General features: G+C 65.6%; 18 protein-coding genes. 4 read left to right on the forward strand and 14 right to left on the reverse strand.

Features of this window, described 5'->3' with window-relative positions:
- Positions 1-37: 37 nt before the first annotated feature.
- The 7 genes from KUV82_RS00605 to KUV82_RS00635 all read right to left on the reverse strand — a co-directional run bounded on the left by KUV82_RS00605 (position 38) and on the right by KUV82_RS00635 (position 5,432).
- Complete coding sequence (locus KUV82_RS00605; RefSeq protein WP_219954985.1) at positions 38-565, reverse strand: demethoxyubiquinone hydroxylase family protein; 528 nt, start codon at positions 563-565, stop codon at positions 38-40.
- A complete protein-coding gene (locus tag KUV82_RS00610) occupies positions 562-1,038 on the reverse strand; it encodes a disulfide bond formation protein B (protein ID WP_219954986.1) in 477 nt (158 codons plus the stop codon). Before KUV82_RS00610 ends, KUV82_RS00605 begins: the two co-directional genes overlap by 4 nt.
- A gap of 16 nt (positions 1,039-1,054) precedes the next feature.
- Entirely contained in the window at positions 1,055-2,395 is a 1,341-nt protein-coding gene (locus KUV82_RS00615; RefSeq protein WP_219954987.1) for a S41 family peptidase, read from the reverse strand.
- 105 nt (positions 2,396-2,500) lie between these two features.
- Positions 2,501-3,712 (reverse strand): murein hydrolase activator EnvC family protein, encoded by a 1,212-nt coding sequence (locus tag KUV82_RS00620; RefSeq protein ID WP_219954988.1) that lies wholly within the window; start codon positions 3,710-3,712, stop codon positions 2,501-2,503.
- 18 nt (positions 3,713-3,730) lie between these two features.
- On the reverse strand, positions 3,731-4,153 hold the full coding sequence (locus KUV82_RS00625) for a 23S rRNA (pseudouridine(1915)-N(3))-methyltransferase RlmH (RefSeq protein ID WP_219956157.1): 423 nt from the start codon (positions 4,151-4,153) through the stop codon (positions 3,731-3,733).
- 133 nt (positions 4,154-4,286) lie between these two features.
- Complete coding sequence (gene rsfS, locus KUV82_RS00630; RefSeq protein ID WP_219954989.1) at positions 4,287-4,706, reverse strand: ribosome silencing factor; 420 nt, start codon at positions 4,704-4,706, stop codon at positions 4,287-4,289.
- A 60-nt stretch (positions 4,707-4,766) separates the two neighbouring features.
- Positions 4,767-5,432: a nicotinate-nucleotide adenylyltransferase gene (locus KUV82_RS00635; protein ID WP_219954990.1), complete on the reverse strand. Its 666-nt coding sequence runs from the start codon at positions 5,430-5,432 to the stop codon at positions 4,767-4,769.
- A 252-nt stretch (positions 5,433-5,684) separates the two neighbouring features.
- On the opposite strand from KUV82_RS00635, the gene KUV82_RS00640 reads away from it, so the two are divergent.
- On the forward strand, positions 5,685-6,842 hold the full coding sequence (locus KUV82_RS00640) for a M23 family metallopeptidase (RefSeq protein WP_375541221.1): 1,158 nt from the start codon (positions 5,685-5,687) through the stop codon (positions 6,840-6,842).
- A 16-nt stretch (positions 6,843-6,858) separates the two neighbouring features.
- Complete coding sequence (locus tag KUV82_RS00645) at positions 6,859-7,245, forward strand: bactofilin family protein (RefSeq protein ID WP_219954991.1); 387 nt, start codon at positions 6,859-6,861, stop codon at positions 7,243-7,245.
- A 65-nt stretch (positions 7,246-7,310) separates the two neighbouring features.
- Here KUV82_RS00645 and KUV82_RS00650 read toward each other — a convergent pair whose 3' ends face one another.
- The 6 genes from KUV82_RS00650 to KUV82_RS00675 all read right to left on the reverse strand — a co-directional run bounded on the left by KUV82_RS00650 (position 7,311) and on the right by KUV82_RS00675 (position 13,568).
- Positions 7,311-8,981: a long-chain-fatty-acid--CoA ligase gene (locus tag KUV82_RS00650; protein ID WP_219954992.1), complete on the reverse strand. Its 1,671-nt coding sequence runs from the start codon at positions 8,979-8,981 to the stop codon at positions 7,311-7,313.
- A 95-nt stretch (positions 8,982-9,076) separates the two neighbouring features.
- Positions 9,077-9,808, reverse strand: coding sequence for a DUF1013 domain-containing protein (locus KUV82_RS00655; RefSeq protein ID WP_219954993.1), 732 nt, complete (start codon positions 9,806-9,808; stop codon positions 9,077-9,079).
- A gap of 103 nt (positions 9,809-9,911) precedes the next feature.
- Positions 9,912-10,898 (reverse strand): glycosyltransferase family 4 protein, encoded by a 987-nt coding sequence (locus KUV82_RS00660; protein WP_219956159.1) that lies wholly within the window; start codon positions 10,896-10,898, stop codon positions 9,912-9,914.
- A 77-nt stretch (positions 10,899-10,975) separates the two neighbouring features.
- Entirely contained in the window at positions 10,976-11,872 is an 897-nt protein-coding gene (locus KUV82_RS00665; protein ID WP_219954994.1) for a UDP-2,3-diacylglucosamine diphosphatase, read from the reverse strand.
- A 102-nt stretch (positions 11,873-11,974) separates the two neighbouring features.
- On the reverse strand, positions 11,975-12,589 hold the full coding sequence (locus KUV82_RS00670; protein WP_219954995.1) for a glutathione S-transferase family protein: 615 nt from the start codon (positions 12,587-12,589) through the stop codon (positions 11,975-11,977).
- Positions 12,582-13,568 carry an NAD(P)H-quinone oxidoreductase gene (locus KUV82_RS00675; RefSeq protein WP_375541245.1) on the reverse strand — a complete coding sequence of 329 codons (987 nt, stop codon included), beginning with the start codon at positions 13,566-13,568 and terminating at the stop codon, positions 12,582-12,584. Before KUV82_RS00675 ends, KUV82_RS00670 begins: the two co-directional genes overlap by 8 nt.
- A gap of 133 nt (positions 13,569-13,701) precedes the next feature.
- Here KUV82_RS00675 and KUV82_RS00680 point away from each other — a divergent pair, with 133 nt between their 5' ends.
- On the forward strand, positions 13,702-13,902 hold the full coding sequence (locus KUV82_RS00680) for a DUF1192 domain-containing protein (protein WP_219954996.1): 201 nt from the start codon (positions 13,702-13,704) through the stop codon (positions 13,900-13,902).
- A gap of 129 nt (positions 13,903-14,031) precedes the next feature.
- Entirely contained in the window at positions 14,032-16,437 is a 2,406-nt protein-coding gene (clpA, locus tag KUV82_RS00685) for an ATP-dependent Clp protease ATP-binding subunit ClpA (RefSeq protein WP_219954997.1), read from the forward strand.
- Here the strand turns inward: clpA and KUV82_RS00690 are convergent.
- The gene (locus KUV82_RS00690; RefSeq protein WP_219954998.1) at positions 16,434-17,609 is read right to left on the reverse strand and encodes a glycosyltransferase family 4 protein; all 1,176 of its coding nucleotides are present in this window, start codon (positions 17,607-17,609) and stop codon (positions 16,434-16,436) included. The genes clpA and KUV82_RS00690 overlap by 4 nt on opposite strands.
- Positions 17,610-17,639 lie beyond the last annotated feature (30 nt).

Below are 17,639 nucleotides of genomic sequence, written 5' to 3' on the forward strand. Positions count from 1 at the left end.
TCTTAATGAAGCGCGCTGCGGGCCCTTGCGGTTCCCGTCAGACACGCTCCGAAATGCGGATCGCGGCGCGGCACCCCAGGCGAATGATGCCCGAGAGCAGCGGATAGGCGGGCGCGCGTTCGGCGCCGGCGGCCAGAGCTGCATCGCGGTGTTCGCGTTCGTCCTCGCGGAATTCCTCGATCATCGCGGCAAGTTCGGGATCTTCGCCGCTCTCCATCAGCTGGTCGAGCTGTTTGGAGTAATGTTCGTCGATCTCGGTCTCGACCGCCGCGGTGCAGGCCATGGCCGCCTCCGGCCCGATCAGCGCCGTCACGGCACCAAGCGCGAAACCGGCGCGGTCCCAGAAGGGCTGCAAGGCGGTCGGGCGAACCCCGCGGCGCGCCATCAGCGCATCGAATTTCTCGCGGTGGCCGGCCTCCTGTTCAGCCATTCCGGCGATTTCGGCCGAATCGGGCCCGCGGTCGCCCATGACGGCGAGCTGCCCGGCATAGATGCGGGTCGCGCCGAATTCACCGGCCTGGTCGACGCGGATCATGCGGGCGATGTGGTCGGGCACCTTGGTCATGCGCGGCGGTCCTTTGCGAGCAGCCCGAGCACGGCGAGGCCGCCGGCGGTGGAGACAAGGAAATTGTACCCCGCAAGGCTGATCCCGAACAGCGTCCAGGCCGGCGCGTCGCAGCGCACCAGCGGGGTGTTCATGATAGTATCGAGTGCGTTTCCGGTTCCCGTTCCGGCAACGACCGCGCAGGAGGTGATGCCCGGCCACCAGCCGTATTCGACCCCGGCGTGGAACAGGCCGATTGCGCCCGAAACAAGGATCGCAAGCCCCGCAAGCGCGGTCCAGGCGCGCTGCGGCGGGGCCACGAAGGCCACCAGCGCAAGTCCGACAGCGGCGAAATGCGGCCAGCGCTGCCACCAGCACATCTCGCAAGGATAAAGGCCGAAGCCGTATTCGGAGATATAGGCGCCGCCCAGCAGCAAGGCTGGCACCGCAAGCGCAAGGGTGCGGGCGAGACGGGCGTTGGGCGTAAGGCTCATGGCCGCCGGATTTAGCTTAATTCCCGCGCGCGGCAATGCTCTTGGGTGAGGTGCGGCGAAGGGTTTCGAGCGCATAGTGCAGCTGGAAATCCTCGATGCCCTTTTCCTTCAGCTCTTCCGCGGTCTGCTGGAAGCGCGGATCGTCGCGCGAATCCTTCTCGACTTCCTCGTCCTCGATACCGAGTTCGTTGATGAGGTGGCCGCGCAGGTCCGATTCGCGCATCTGGAAGCGCGAGCGGCGGGCGAGGTCGGGGTCGGAAAGCTGCGGCACGGTGATATCCGGCTTGATGCCGCCTTCCTGCACCGAATGGCCCGAAGGCGTGTAGTAGCGCGCCGTGGTCAGCTTCAATGCCGCATCCCGGCCGAGCGGCAGGAGCGATTGCACGCTGCCCTTGCCGAAGCTGCGTTCGCCCATGACGACCGCGCGGCGGTGGTCCTGAAGCGCGCCGGCGACGATTTCCGAAGCCGAGGCCGAGCCGGCGTCGATCAGCACGACGATGGGCAGCCCTTCGGCAATGTCGCCGCGGAAGACGGTTTCGGCGTCGTAGGTGATGTTCTCGCCCCGCGCACGTCCGCGCTGCGAAACGATCCGCCCGTCGGTCAGGAACAGGTCGGACAGCGCAACCGCTTCGTCGAGCGAGCCGCCGGGGTTGGAGCGCAGGTCGAGCACTAGGCCGTTGAGGCGCCCAGTCGCTTCGCTGCGCAGGCTTTCCCACGCGGTGAAGACATCGCTGCCGACATCGCGAGAGAATTCGTTGATCATGATGTGGCCGATGTTGCCGTCCTGCAGCTCCCAGGTGACCGGCTCCAGTTCGATCACGCCGCGCGTTACGGTCACATCGAAGGGCTCGTCACGGCCGGGACGGAAGATGGTCAGCTGGATCGACGTGCCCGAGCGGCCGCGCATCTGCGCCACCGATTCGTCGAGCGTCTGGCCAACGATCAGGCGGCCATCAAGGTGCGTGATGAAATCGCCCGCCTTCACGCCCATCTTGTCGGCCGGGCTGCCGCGGAAGGGTGAGATGACCTTCACTGCGCCGTCTTCCGCGACGACCGAAAGGCCGAGGCCGGAATAATTGCCGTCGATCATGGTTTCGAGGCGCTGCAGGTCGCTGCCATCGAGATAGCCCGAGTGCGGATCGAGCGAGGCCAGCATGCCATCGATCATGCCGCGCATGAGCTTCTCGTCATCGACCTGTTCGACGTAATTCGCCTGAATCCGCTGGTAGACCGCAAGGACGCGGGCGAATTCGGGGCCTGCACGGCCATCAACCTGCGCGAGACTGGCGGTGGTCGCCGGGATCAGCGCCACGGCTGTGACGAGGGCGGCCGAACGGGCAAGTGCAGCGAATTTCATCGGCAAGATCTCTCCATTGCGCGGGCGCAAAGTATCGCGTCTGCGCGCTTAACGCCAGATGAGCATGGTTTGCCCCGCCCATGGAAGGGGTTTTCGACCGACGGATTACCGCAGGTGGTCGAGCGGGTTCACGGGCTGGCCGCCTTCGCGCAGCTCGAGCGTGACCTCGCCCCGCTGCTGCGGCGAGAGACCGAGCGGCGAGCCGGCGGTCACTTCCTGCCCGACGGCGACATCGAGCGTGGCGAGCCCGGTCACGAGGCTGGTCCAGCCGTTGGCGTGTTCCACGATGACGATCCGGCCAAAGCCGCGATAGGGTCCGGCATAGGCAACGCGGCCTTCCGCAGGAGCGACAACCTGCGCCGACGGGCGCGCGGCCAGGACAATCCCCGCCTGGCGCTGGCCACTGGTCCCGGCTTCGCCGAAACCCGCGATAATCTCGCCTGCGACGGGCAGCAGGTAACGCGCCGGAGGTTCGGTGGCGCTGGCGACCGGCGAAGGCGTGGCGGACACGCTGGCGGCAGTCGGATCGGCCGGTCGGGGCAATGGACCCGGCAGAGCGGCAAGCTGGTCGCGCAGCGAGCCGGCGGCTTCGAGCCGGCCGACCAGCTGATCGAGATCGATGGCCTGCTCGGCCAGCACCAGCGCGCGCTGGGATTCGCGGTCAGCACCGCCGGCAGCCTGGCGCGCACGCAGCCGTTCTTGCTCGGCAAGGGCGACAAGGTCGCGCCGGCGCTGCGCCAGCGCCGCTTCGCTTTCACGGCGATCGGCGAGCGCCTGGCCCGCTTCGGCCTCCAGCTCGCGCGCCCGGTCCAGTTCCGAGCGCAGCGCCGAAGTGCGTTCGCGTACGAGCGGGATGGTGCTGTCGAGCACGGCGCGGGTGTAGACGAGATCGCGCAGGGAGCCCGACTGGAGCGCGGAGAGCGCAAGCGGGCGGCGCGACATGGACTGCAGCGCGGCCGTCAGACGCACAACGGGCGTGCGGCGCTGCGCCAGCGCGCGGTCGAGAGCGCGGCGTTCCGAGTTGGCGAGCCCCAGCCGCGCCTCTGCGGCGTCGATCCCGGCTTCGGCCTGTTGAACGCGAGCAGCGAGCGCGGCGGCATCGGCCTGGGCTTTCTCCGAGGCTTCTTGCGAACGGGCCGCCTGCTGTTCGAGCTGGGCGCTGCGAGCGCGTGCGTTGCGCTGCTGCTGGCGCGCGGCATCGAGCGCGGCGCGCGCGTCTTCGGGAGTATCGAACTGCACCGGATCCTGCGCGATGGCGGGGAGGCCCAGCAGACCGATAACGGATAGTCCGGCAAGAAGGGCAAGCCCGCGTTTCATCGGCGCTTTTGTGCCCGATCAGCCGCTGCGATGATAGGGGTGGCCGGCAATTATCGTCGTCGCGCGGTAGAGTTGTTCGGCCAGCATCGCACGGGCCAGCAGGTGCGGCCAGGTGGCCTTGCCGAAAGCGAGCAGCAGGTCTGCCTCACGCCGCTCGTCCTCGCTGTGGCCATCGGCTGCGCCGAGGACGAAGCGGCATTCGCGCATGCCATCGTCGCGCCAGCGCTCGAGTGTTTCCGCGAGTTTCTCGGAAGAAAGGTCCTTCCCGCGCTCGTCGAGCAGCACGGTCTTGTAGGGCGTCTGCGGATCGGGAATGCGCCCGCCGGTTTCCGGCAGTTCGGTAAGCTTGAGCGGCCAGGTCAGCCGCTTTTCATAGCGCGCGACGAGCTCTGCCTCGGGCGACCGGGCAATCTTTCCGCGTGCGATGATGTGGAGAAGAATGGTTGCGCTCCCGATGCAGCCCTCCATCCGGCCCGGTGGAGGGCCGGCAAGGCCAAGCGGCCGCCCCGCAGCGGGCGCAGCTAGGCTGCGCGTCTAGCGAGGACGCTCGTGCGGATGCACGAGCGAAAGACAGTTACGCCGTTCCGGCCACCGGCGGTGCGTCGCCAAAGGCCCACATGCGCTCCAGGTTGTAGAAGCTGCGGACTTCGGGACGGAACAGGTGGACGACGATATCGCCGGCATCGAGCAGGACCCAATCGGCCGCCGGAAGCCCTTCGAGCTTCACCGGGCCGAAACCGGCCTGCTTGACCTTTTCCGCGAGTTTCTGGGCCATTGCGGCCACCTGACGCGTCGAGCGGCCCGAGGCGATCACCATGTGATCGGCCACAGAGCTCTTGCCCTCGAGGTCGATGGTCACGACCTCCTGCGCCTGGTCGTCGTCGAGCTGCTGCAGGACGAGCGCGAGAAGCGGGTCGGTCTTTGCGTCAGCCAAGGCGATCACCTGAGCCGATGCGGTCCCGGTTGCAGCCGGGCCTGATTGCGCCTGTGTCATAGGCGAATGCGGTACTCCTGGAATGAAGGGCGGTAGGGGCCATGAAGGGGACAACGCGCATCATGGCGCGGTGGTTTCCTTCCCGGACGGTATCACACGATGTGTCAGCTGGTCCCTTGGAGGCGGCCCTGAATAGCGTTCGGCCCAATCGGGATCGGCGCGGCGAATGGCCGTGGCCGATCGTTCATCGGGATCGAAACGCAAAGTCACCAGTGCCGGTGCGCTCCATCTGCCCCTGGTCACAAAGCTGGACAGCGGCACGGAAAAGCGCCTCAGCCAGGCCATCGCGGGGCTCGCGATTGCAGCACCGTCATAGCCGGGCCGGGCGATGACCGCAATCGGCATCCTGCGCGCGATCCCCCGCCAGTCGCGCCAGCGGTGGAACTGGGCGAGGTTGTCGGACCCCATCAGCCACACGAAATCATGCTTGGGATAGCGGCGCTTGAGGGCTCCCAGCGTGTCGACCGTATAGCGCGTGCCGAGCTCGCGCTCGATCGCGGTGACACGGATCGGGGCGCGGCGCGCCTGGACCATCGCCGAATGCACGCGGGCCGCCAGCGGCGCCATGCCCGCCTTCGGCTTCAGAGGATTGCCAGGAGAGACCAGCCACCAGACCTCGTCGAGGTCGAGCGCACGGGCGACGAACAGCGAAATTCGACGATGCCCGCCATGCGCCGGGTTGAAACTGCCTCCGAGCAGCCCGATTCGCGCCTTGGGAGCGTTCACAACAGCCTCATTTCCGATTTGTCGAATTTATACAATGACTTGAGGGTCCGGAGGCGAGCGAATCGCAAACCATTGGTAAACAAGAACTTATCATTTGGTTCCCGGCTGGCTTCGAAGGATACGCCGCGACGAAACGACTCGTCCCGCTGAGGCTTCAACTCGTGGATTCTATGGGAACCACGATTCGATTTACTAACCAACCTTTGTTAGCGCTCTCTCCGGGACGTGAAAGACCAAAAGGGACGGGTCGCTTTGAGCAACAAGATTGCCACCACTGGCTGGGGGGACCGTTTGCGTAGCTGGTTCCCGGACCGCGAATTTTTCATGCGGTCGGAAGGCCAGGTTCGCTTCATCACCATCTCCTCGCGCGTGCAGATGACCGCCGCCGCCATTGCACTGGCGGCGCTTGTCGTTTGGGCGGTATCGATGGCCGTTGCCGGCTGGACGCAGTACCGCGCCACCGCCGACCGCCTGTCGCTGCTCGACCGCGAAGCCAAGGTTGCCACCGCGACCGAGCGCGTGAACGCCTACCGCGAAGACATTGACGCGGTCGCCACCGACCTCGTCAAGCGCCAGGAATTCATCGAAGACATGGTCGCCTCGCTGCCCGAAGACGTGAAAGCGGTTTCGAACGTCAGCGATTCGTCGAGCGAAGCCGCCGCAACGGTCGACAAGGTCAGCGCCTCGATCCCCGAAGCCTCGACCCTTGCCCGCATCGAAGCGCGCCAGCTCGCCTTTGTCGAAGGCCTCACCCGCTATGCCGATTGGCGCGCCCAGCGCGCTGCCGCCGCTCTCAAGCAGCTCGGCCTCAACCCGGACAGCATGATCCGTAACGCCGACCGCACCGCAATGGGTGGTCCGCTTGAACGGCTGGTCACCAACGCCGACGGCACCATCGACCCGCGCTTCGAACGCCTGGGCCTTTCGATCGCCCGCATGTCGGCGCTGGAAAACGGCCTTGCCGGCGTCCCGCAGGTAACCCCGGCGCACAAGGACATGATTTCGAGCGGCTTCGGCTATCGCCGCGATCCGTTCAACGGCCGCGGCGCCATGCACAAGGGCCTCGACTTCAAGGGCGCCATCGGCACTCCGATCCGCGCAGCCGCAGCCGGCCGCGTCAGCTTCGTTGGCTGGAAGGGCGGCTACGGCAAGACCGTCGAGATTACGCACGGCAACGGCCTGATGACGCGCTATGCGCATATGTCGCGTTTCGATGCCAAGGTTGGCCAGCGCGTGACCGCCGGCGACAGCATCGGCGCCATCGGCAACACCGGCCGTTCGACCGGCCCGCACCTCCACTTCGAAGTGCGCATCAACAATCGCGCGGTAAACCCGCGCACCTTCCTGGAGACAGCCCCCAATGTTCTCGAAGAAATCCGACGAGCTCCCCAGCTCGCCAGCGCCAAGTAATTCGGGACGAGAGCGCATGGCCAGCAAGGGTAACTCGACTTTCTCCGTCCTCGGTTCGGATCTCGCGATCACCGGCGACATCAAGGCTTCGGCCGATCTTCACATCGACGGCAGCGTCGAGGGCGACATCGCCTGCTCGTCGCTCGTGCAGGGCGAAACCAGCACGGTGAAAGGCGCAATCAAGGCCGAGAGCGCGCGCCTGGCCGGCGCCGTCGAAGGTTCGATCACGGCGCGCGAACTGGTGATCCTCAAGACCGCCAAGATCACCGGCGATGTCTTCTACGACGCGCTGACCATCGAACAGGGCGCGCAGGTCGAAGGCCGCTTTGCCCACCGCGATGCCAAGGCGAAAGCGCCGGCTGCCGCGGCAACCGGCAAGCCGGAGATCACGGTCGCCGGTTGACCCACACAGTTTGGAGGGGATGAGGGCCGCCTGCGCGAACTGCGCCGGCGGCCTTCTTTTTGCCCTTAGCCCAGGACTTCGGCGCGCAGGGCCTTGCGGTCGAGCTTGCCGATGATCGTGCGCGGAAGATCCTCGCGAAGCACGATCTCATCGACCCGCTCGTGCTTGCCGACCCGGGCGTTGAGCCAGGCCTTGAGCTCCTCGGCCGTCTCTTGGGCGCCCTCGTTGAGGACAGCGTAGGCCACCGGGCACTCGCCCCGGTAATCATCGGGCCGGCCGATCACGAGCACTTCCTTGACCGCCGGGTTTTCGAGGAGGACGTCCTCGACCTGGCTCGGGAAGACCTTGAACCCGCCTACCGCGATCATGTCCTTGATGCGGTCGACGATCTCGAGGAAGCCGTCCCCGTCCATCACCGCGACATCGCCGGTGCGAAGGTACCGCTTGCCATCCCGCTCCACGAAGGTCTCGCCATCGGTGTCGGGGCGGTTCCAGTATCCGCGCATGATCTGCGGCCCGTGGATCGCCAGTTCACCCGGCTCGCCTTCGGGCGCAAGCTTCGTAGCGTCCTCCTTGTCGAGGAAGATGACTTCGGTGCCCATCACGAGCTGGCCGATCGTCCCCTTCTTGCGCATGCCCTCATAAGGGTTGGCCGAGACCACGCCGGAGCTTTCGGTGAGGCCATAGCCTTCGACCACACGGATACCGGTGACCTCTTCGAACTTGGTGTGCACGGGCGCGGGCATGGGCGCGCCGCCCGAAATGCAGACCTTGATCGAGGAGACATCGGTTTTGGCGAGATCGGGATGGTCGAGCAGCGCCTGAAACATGGTCGGCACGCCCGGAAACCCGGTTGTCTTGTACTTGGCGATCGTCTTCAGCACTTCGCCGGCCTCGAAGCGCGGCACCATTGCGATCGAGGCGCCGGTCACCATGGCGTGGTTGAGCAGCGCGGTGTTCGCAAAGACATGGAAGAAGGGCAGCGCGCCCATGAAGACCTCGCCCGTCGGGTCGCCAAAGGGGTTGAGGCCCGCAGTCTGCTGCGCGTTCATCGAAAGCTGCGAATGGCCGAGCATCGCGCCTTTCGGCCGCCCGGTCGTACCGCCAGTGTACTGGAGCAACGCGATATCATTTGCCGCATCGATTGGCGGGAAGGCAGCTTTTGCCGGATCGGCAAGCGTGTCGCGCCAGGCAAGCGTCGTGTCCGAGAAGGCCACTTTGGCAATCTTGTTGCGGCCGAGCGTCTTCAAGAGCAGGCCCTTGTGCCAGGGAAGCGCATCGCCGAGCGAGCCGACGACCAGTGTTTCGAGCTGCGAGCTTTCGAGAACCTGCGCGGCAGTCGCGTAGAGCTCCGGAACGTCGACGGTCACCAGCAGGCGGGTGCCCGAATCGGCGACCTGCCAGCTCAGTTCCTCGACCGTGTAGAGCGGCGAGAAGTTCACCACGATCGCTCCGGCGAGCATCGCGCCGTAATAAGCCGAGGCGTAGATCGGCACATTGGGCAGGAACAGGCCGACGCGGTCGCCCGGCTCGATCCCGTGCGCAATCAGCCCGGCAGCGAAGGCCCGAGCCTCCGCGTGGATGTCCCGGTAGGTGAAGGTGCGCCCGAGGAAATGCAGGAACGGCGCGTCCGGATTGCGGGCGGTTGTCGCCGCCAGCATGTCCGGCAGGCTCGCCGGTTCGAACTGCGCATCCCAAGGGGTGGGATGGTTGTACGCGTAGCTATTTACATCCATGTCAGTAGCATGGCGCATTGCTCTCTAAACGCAAGCAAAAAGGCGGGAGAAGCGCCGTGCCTCTCCCGCCTTTCCAATCCTGTTGCGAAAGCGGATCAGGCCGGGTCGGTTTCGTCCGTCTCGCCGGCTTCTTCCGAGGCGCGCTTGGCTTCGAGCCAGGCAGCGGCTTCGGCTTCCTGAGCGGCTTCGGCAGCGGCCTTTTCGTTAGCATCGCGTTCGGCGCGCAGTTCCTCGATCAGCTTCTCGCGATCGCTGGTGCCGCTTGCGGCAACCGGCGCTTCTTCGCCGTCTTCGCTCACCGGAATGTTCTTGGCCGCCTTGGCGACCACGGCGTCGAGTTCGCGCTGCGAGCACAGGCCCAGCGTGACCGGGTCCTTGGGCTGGATGTTCTGGATGTTCCAGTGGCTGCGCTCGCGGATCGCCGTGATCGTGTTGCGCGTGGTGCCGATCAGCTTGCCGATCTGCGCGTCGGAAATTTCCGGATGGTTGCGCAGGATCCAGGCGATGCCATCGGGCTTGTCCTGGCGCTTGGAGACCGGCGTGTAGCGCGGGCCCTTGGTGCGGCTGACCGCGACCGGTGCGCGCTGCATCTTCAGGCGGTACTCGCTGTCGGCCTGGCCGCGCTCGATCTCCTCCTGCGTCAGTTCGCCCGAGTGCACCGGGTCACGGCCCGTGTACTTGCTGCCCGCGAGGTCGTCGGCCATGGCCTGGACTTCGAGGATGTGCAGGCCGCAGAATTCGGCGATCTGTTCGAACGACAGGCCGGTGTTGTCGACCAGCCAGGTGGCGGTCGCATGCGGCATCAGCGGTTTGACTTGGTCGGCCATGAATATGCCTTTTCTCGTATCCGAAAATAGAAGGGCCGCCCCTCGCGGGACGGCCGTTATCGTGCCGATGTAGGCGAGGGGAGCGGATTCGGCAAGCGTTTCGCTAGGCGGCGGGCAGTTCGACCGGCTCGAAGGCAGCAAGGCCGCTGAGGAATTGTCCGGTAGCTGCCGACCAGCTGAAGCTTGCCCCGTACTCTGCACAGGCCTGCCGGTTGCAATAGAGCGCCGAGGCAATCGCGCGGTCCAGGTGCTCGCTCATAGCGCCAACATCGAGCGTCACGATGTCGCGCGGCCCCGCAACCGGGAAAGCGGCGACCGGCGTCCCGCAGGCGAGCGCTTCGATCATGACGAGGCCGAAGGTGTCGGTCTTGCTCGGGAACACGAAGACATCGGCCCCGGCGTAGCACCCCGCCAGCGCGCGGCCCGAGCGGCGCCCGAGAAAGTGCGCTTCAGGGTATCTTGCCTTGAGCGAGGCGAGCGATGGTCCGTCGCCAACCACCACCTTGCTGCCGGGATAGTCGGCCTCGAGAAAGGCTTCGATGTTCTTCTCCACCGCGACGCGCCCGACATAGAGCTGGATCGGGCGCGGCAGGTCGGCGAATTCGGGCGGCGGCGGCGCGTCCGGCGTGAAGCAGGACAGATCGACGCCGCGGCTCCAGCGGTGCAGCTGGGTGAGGCCATGCGCGCGCAGCTCCTCGCAAATGCTCTCGGTCGCGACCAGCACGCGCTTCGCCGGACGGTGGAACCACTGGATGTAGCGCCAGAACCATTCGGCCGGCAGGTGCGTGCGCTTGGCAAGGTAATCCGGGAACTGCGTGTGGTAGGCGGTGGTGAAGCGAATGCCGTGCTTCGCGCAGTACCGCCGTGCCGTCATGCCGAGCGGGCCTTCGGTCGCAATATGGATCGCCTCGGGCGAAAATTCGCGCAGGCGACCGGCAACCGCGCCCGGCCTTGTGAGCGCGAGCCTGATCTCGGGATAGGTCGGGCACGGCAGCGAAGCAAACTGGTCTGGCGAGACGACCATCACCTCGTGCCCCTGCTCGCGCAGTTGCTCGCAGGTCGTGGTGAGCGTGCGCACCACCCCGTTCATCTGCGGGAGCCAGGCGTCTGTCACGATGGCGATCCGCTGCGGAACGGTGAAGGGCTGTTCGGCGTGAAAGTTGGTGCTCACGCGGCCTCCGGGACCCGTTTCGTGGCGTCAATGCGCCGGGTTTCGCGCCGCGCGACTTCCTCCGGCCAGTTGAGGATCTCCATCGTCCCGTCGAAATGCTCGACCAAGGCGTTGCACCCTTCGACCCAGTCGCCGTCGTTCCAGTATTCGACCTCTTTGCCTTCATGCGTGAAGGTGCGCGCTTCGGCGGTGTGGATGTGGCCGCACACCACCCCGTCGACGCCGCGTTCGGCCGCAGCGCGGGCAACCACTTCCTCGTATTTCGAGATGAACTCGACCGCGTTCTTGACCTTATGCTTGGCCGCCTTGGAGATCGACCAATAGGGCAGGCCGAGCCGCTTGCGAGCGCCGGCCACCCAATTGTTGAGCTTCATCATCACGTGGTAGAGCGCGTCACCGACGAAGGCGAGCCAGCGGTGGGCGAGCATGATCGTATCGAACTCGTCGCCGTGCAGGACCATCAGGCGGCGCCCGTCCGCGGTCTCGTGAAAGGCGGCGCGCTGGATTTCGACCCCGCCGAAATTCATGCCGGCAAAGGGGCGCACCATCTCGTCGTGATTGCCCGGGATGTAGACGATGCGCGTGCCGCGTTTCGCACGCTTGAGGATGCGCCAGACGATGTCGTTGTGTTCGCGCGGCCAGTAGAACTTCTTCTTCAGTCGCCAGCCATCGATGATGTCGCCGACGAGGTACATGGTGTCGCTGTCGGTATGGTCGAGGAAATCGATCAGCAGCTCGTGGTTGCACCCCTTGGTGCCGAGGTGGACGTCGCTGATCCAGATGGTGCGGTACCGCTTGCGTTCACCCGTGGTGCGCTCGGGTACGGACGGTTTGATCGACGGGAAACTGGCAACCTTGTGCGCAGCGTCGAAGTGCTTGGGCAGGTCGTTCATGAGCGTGGCCCCCGAAAGAGTTCGGAAGCAACCCATGGCGCAAGAATGTTACGTGCGATTCACAAAGCCGTGACGAAACAGGGACATTGCGACGGTTGCGGGTCAGGCCATCGCCACGAAACCGGGCAGCGCCTTTACCCGCTCGATCCAGCGTTCCACCGCCGGATAGTCACTGAGCGCGAAGCCCCCGTCCTCGGCCACGTGGGTGTAGGCAAACAGCGCAATGTCGGCGAGCGTCGGACCATCGCCGACAAACCAGCCGGACTGCGCCAGGTGCCCGTCCATCAGTTTGAGCGCTTCGCATCCCGCGATGCGCTTGGCCATCATCTGCGCTTTCTGCTGGGGCGAAAGCTTGGCCTCGCCAACGAAATGCAGCCAGAACCGCATCGTCGCGATGTTGGGCTCGTGGCTGTACTGCTCGAAGAACATCCAGCGCAGCATGTCCGCCTGGTCGAACCGGTTGCCCGGGATCAGCGGACTGCCTTCGGCAAGGTACCAGCAGGCCGCGTTGCTTTCCGGCAGGAAGCGCGCACCGATCTGCAGGACCGGGATGCGGCCGTTGGGATTGACGCTGCCGAGAAACTCCGGCGTGCGCGTTTCGCCGGCAAGGATATCGTACTGGCGGGTTTCGAGCGGCAGCCCGACCAGCGCCGCGGTCAGCTTGATCTTGTAGCAATTGCCGCTGCGCGGATCCTCGTGGAGCGTGAGGTCAGCCACCGGCAACTTCCAGCACGATCTTGCCGATGTGATCGCCGCCTTCCATCCGCGCGTGCGCGGCGCCGGCTTCGGCGAGCGGGAAGGTCTGGTCCATCACCGGGGCGATGCTGCCATCCTCGAACAGCGGCCAGGCGTGGTTGTAGATTTCATCGGCGAGCAGCGCCTTGAACTCGTCTGAACGCGGGCGCAGCGTCGAGCCGGTGAGCGAGAGGCGCTTGCGCATGACGGTCGCCATATTGATCTCGGCCTTGAGCCCGCCCAGCACGGCAATGGTCACATGGCGTCCGTCTTCGGCGAGGCATTCCATGTTGCGCGCGACATAATCGCCCGAAACCATGTCGAGCACGACGTTGACGCCCTTGCCGCCGGTAAAACCCTTCACCTCTTCGACGAAGTCCTGCGTCTTGTAATTGACCGCAAGGTCCGCGCCGAGTTCGCGGATGGCTTCGCATTTCTCGTCCGAACCGGCGGTGGCGATGACTGCGATATCGAACGCCTTGGCGAGCTGGATTGCCATGGTGCCGATGCCGCTCGTTCCGCCGTGGACGAGCAGGCTGTCGCCATCGCTCGCCCAGCCGCGTTCGAAGACATTGTGCCACACGGTGAAAAGCGTTTCGGGAATCGCCGCCGCGACGTCGAGCGGCATGTCTTCGGGAACATGGAGGCAGTGCGCGGCGTGGGCGAGGCAGTATTCGGCGTAACCCCCGCCCGAAACCAGCGCGCAGACCCGGCGGTTGAGCATTTCGGGCGGCGTTCCTTCGCCGACCGCCACCACCGTGCCCGACACCTCAAGCCCGGGAATCGGCGAGGCGCCGGGCGGGGGCGGGTAGAAGCCCTGCCGCTGGATCACATCGGGCCGGTTGATCCCGGCGTAGGCCACCTTGATCAGGACCTGGTTGGCGCCCGGTTCGGGCAAGGGAAGCGTTTCAGGGCGCAGGACATCCGGCCCCCCCGGATTGTCGAAACCCATGGCCGTCATCGTATCGGGCAAATTCTCTGCCACTCGAGCCCCCAGTCGCTGGTCTGCCGGCGTGGCGTCAGGGCCACGTTGCAGTGCAATACCGCTGGTACCCGTTGACAGCAACCGGCCATCCGCGCGACATTGGCTTTCGATGGATGAAGATGATCGTCCGCGCCTCAAGGGCGATGCCGCGAGCAAGCTCGCAACCGAAGACCTCGGCCCCTATTCGCAAGACGAGTTGGAAGAGCGCATCGCGCTGCTCAAGGCCGAAATCGCCCGCGTCGAAAAACACCGCCTCTCGGCCGCCGCGCATCGCGACGCGGCCGAAGCGTTGTTCGGACGAAAGGAATAGTTGGCGATGCGGGGGCTGAAAAAATCCACCTCCGCACCCATATCGCTGCTGCATACAGCTTTGGCTAACCTTCGGCCCATAGGCTGTCCTCTGCTCGCCTCCTGCGAGCCCGCCAAGAAAGACATGTGAATGCCCAGCTTTGCCGCCAATCTCGAAAAGACCCTCCACGCCGCGCTGACCGATGCGGGCGAGCGCAAGCACGAATACGCCACGCTCGAGCACCTGCTGCTGGCGCTGATCGACGATGAGGACGCAGCCCAGGTGATGACCGCCTGCGGCGTCGACCTCACCGAATTGACCGCGGTGGTGAAGCAGTATCTCGAACAGGAATACCAGTCGCTGCAATCGGACGAGAGCGCCGACCCGCAGCCGACCGCCGGTTTCCAGCGCGTCATCCAGCGCGCCATCCTGCACGTGCAGTCCTCGGGCAAGGACACGGTGACGGGCGCGAACGTGCTGGTGGCGCTGTTCTCCGAACGCGACAGCTACGCCGTCTACTTCCTCCAGCAGCAGGACATGAGCCGGCTCGATGCGGTGAGCTTCATCAGCCACGGCATCGGCAAGGGCGGCAAGCAGATCGAGAACCGCCAGCCCGAAGGCGCGGAAGGCGCCGAAGCGCAGGGCGAGGACAAGCCGGGCGAGAAGGGCAAGAAGGAAACCGCGCTCGACCAGTTCACGGTCAACCTCAACCAGAAGGCCGAAGACGGGCGCATCGATCCGCTGATCGGCCGCGGCCCCGAAGTCGACCGCACGGTGCAGATCCTCTGCCGCCGCTCGAAGAACAACCCGCTCTATGTGGGCGATCCCGGCGTCGGCAAGACCGCCATCGCCGAAGGCCTCGCGCGCAAGATCGTCGAGGGCGAAGTGCCCGAAGTGCTTCAGGACGCGGTGATCTACTCGCTCGACATGGGCGCGCTGCTCGCCGGCACGCGCTATCGCGGCGACTTCGAGGAACGGTTGAAGCAGGTCGTCAACGAGCTTGAAGGCATGCCCGAGGCGATCCTCTTCATCGACGAAATCCACACGGTCATCGGTGCCGGCGCAACCAGCGGCGGTGCTATGGACGCCTCGAACCTCTTGAAGCCCGCGCTGTCCAGTGGCGCGATCCGCTGCATCGGCTCGACCACCTACAAGGAATTCCGCAACCACTTCGAAAAGGACCGCGCGCTGCTGCGCCGCTTCCAGAAGATCGACGTGAACGAGCCCACTGTCGAGGATACGATCAAGATCCTCAAGGGCCTCAAGACCGCGTTCCAGGATCACCACAAGGTAACCTACACCGCCGACGCGCTGAAGACGGCCGTCGAGCTGTCGGCACGCTACATCAACGACCGCAAGCTGCCCGACAAGGCGATCGACGTGATCGACGAGGTCGGCGCAATGCAGATGCTGGTGCCGCCCAGCCGTCGCAAGAAGAAGATCACCGCGCGCGAGATCGAGGCCGTGATCGCGACCATGGCGCGCATCCCTCCCAAGTCGGTGTCGAAGGACGACAAGAAGGCGCTCGAGAACCTCGAACGCGACCTGAAACACGTCGTCTTCGGCCAGGACGCGGCGGTGCACAAGCTGTCGACCGCAATGAAGCTCAGCCGCGCAGGCCTGCGCGATCCGGACAAGCCGATCGGTTCGTTCCTCTTCTCCGGCCCCACCGGCGTCGGCAAGACCGAAGTCGCCCGCCAGCTTTCGAGCATCATGGGCATCGAGCTGAAGCGCTTCGACATGTCGGAATATATGGAGCGCCACAGCGTTTCGCGCCTCATCGGCGCGCCTCCGGGCTATGTCGGTTACGACCAGGGCGGCCTGCTGACCGATGCGGTCGATCAGAACCCGCATTGCGTGCTGCTGCTCGACGAAATCGAAAAGGCGCACCCGGACCTGTTCAACATCCTGTTGCAGGTGATGGATAACGGCCGTCTGACCGACCACCACGGCAAGACCGTCGACTTCCGCAACGTCGTGCTCATCATGACCACCAACGCCGGCGCTGCCGACATGGCGCGTCAGGGCATCGGTTTCGGCGATGTGAGCAAGGAAGACGCGAGCGAGGACGCGGTGAAGCGCATGTTCACGCCGGAATTCCGCAACCGCCTCGATGCGATCGTGCCCTTCGGCTATCTCGGCAAGGAAACCGTCGCCCGCGTGGTCGACAAGTTCATCCTCCAGCTCGAACTGCAGCTGGCCGAGCAGAATGTCGACATCCAGTTCGACAAGGATGCGCGCGCCTGGCTGGCCGACAAGGGCTACGACCGCCTCTACGGGGCCCGCCCGATGGGCCGCCTGATCCAGGAAAAGATCAAGCAGCCGCTGGCGGAAGAGCTCCTCTTCGGCAAGCTGGCCGATGGCGGCGAGGTTTCGGTGACGATGAAGGACGGCAAACCCGCCTTCGAACTCACCCCCGCCCCGCCCAAGGCCCAGAAGCGCCCGGCCCGCAAGGCCGCCGCGAAGAAGAAGGCTGCGCCGAAGAAGGCGGCTCCCAAGAAGCCGGAAGCCGGCAAGGACGACGCAGCCGCCGGCGGCGACAAGGGCGAAGGCTAAGCGCCGCGCGCCTGCGCAATGGTTGCGGCGATATTCGCCGCGGCCCGTTCGACCGAAAACCGCGCGTCGTAGAGCGCGAGCGCGTTGCGGCGTAGGGCGAGCGTTCCTTCGGGATCGCTCGCCAGCCCGGCTATCCGGTTGGCAAGCTCCTGTGGGTCGTCGGGCGAAAAGGTGTAGCCCGTCTCCCCCTTGATGACGGTTTCGTTTGCCGCCCCGTCCTTGTCGGACACCAGCAAGGCGAGGCCATAACCAAGGCCCTCGAAGCTCGAAAGCGAGCGGTAATCGAGCTGCGTCGGGTTCACGAGGGCGTCCGCCTCGGAGTAATACCGTCCGAGCTCGCCATACCGGCTGTGGCCAGCAAAGGTGACGCACCCCGCCAGTCCGTTCTCGCGCACGGCTACTTCGAGCACGCCGCGCTCGGGTCCATCCCCAACACAGGTCAGCTGGACCCGATCGCGCAGCTCGGATGGCAGAAGCGCTAGCGCCTGGATCAGCGCCTGCGGATTCTTGCGCGGGGTCAGGCTGTTCGCAAACAGAAGGCGTAGCGGCCCCTCCCGTAGCGCCGGCTCGGCCGCCGGACCGGGCGGGCGCGAGGTGAGGTAGGGCCCGACATCGATCTTTGCGCTATCGGCACCGAGCGTATCGACGAGATAGCGCGCACCGCCCTCGTTGTTGGTTCGAATCCTGTCGACCAGCCGCACGGCGCGGCGCTTCAAGGCGAGCACGGCGGGCGAGGCACTACCGCCCCTCCCGGATGGATCGGATTCGACCAGCAGCACCCGCTTTGTGCCCCGCGAGGAAAGCGAGCCGAACAGCGCCAGCAAGGAAATCGGAGTAAATTCGATCGCCACCAGCACTTCGGGAGCCGCTGCAGCTACCCGCGCCGCCAGGGTCGGCGATGCCGCGTGCACCGCGCGCGCGTATCCACTGCGCGAGGGCATCTCGATAGAGCGGCGGCGGTAGAGGGGGCGCAGGTCGAGCCCGCGCGGATTCTCGAACGCGACCGAGCGGTCCACGGCAACCGCCAGGCCCGGCTCGAGCGCGCGCAGGGCGGCAAAGATCTCGCCGTAATACATGAGGTCGCCGCCATAGCCGTAGCTGTGCGACACAAGGAGGACCGAGCCCTTGCCACCTGTACCGGAGGTATCGCCGCTGACCATCGGCCCGGTCATAGCAGGCGCTTTGCGCGCGCCAAGCGGAAC

It is taken from the genome of Qipengyuania flava (assembly GCF_019448255.1).
Lineage (GTDB): Bacteria > Pseudomonadota > Alphaproteobacteria > Sphingomonadales > Sphingomonadaceae > Qipengyuania > Qipengyuania flava_A.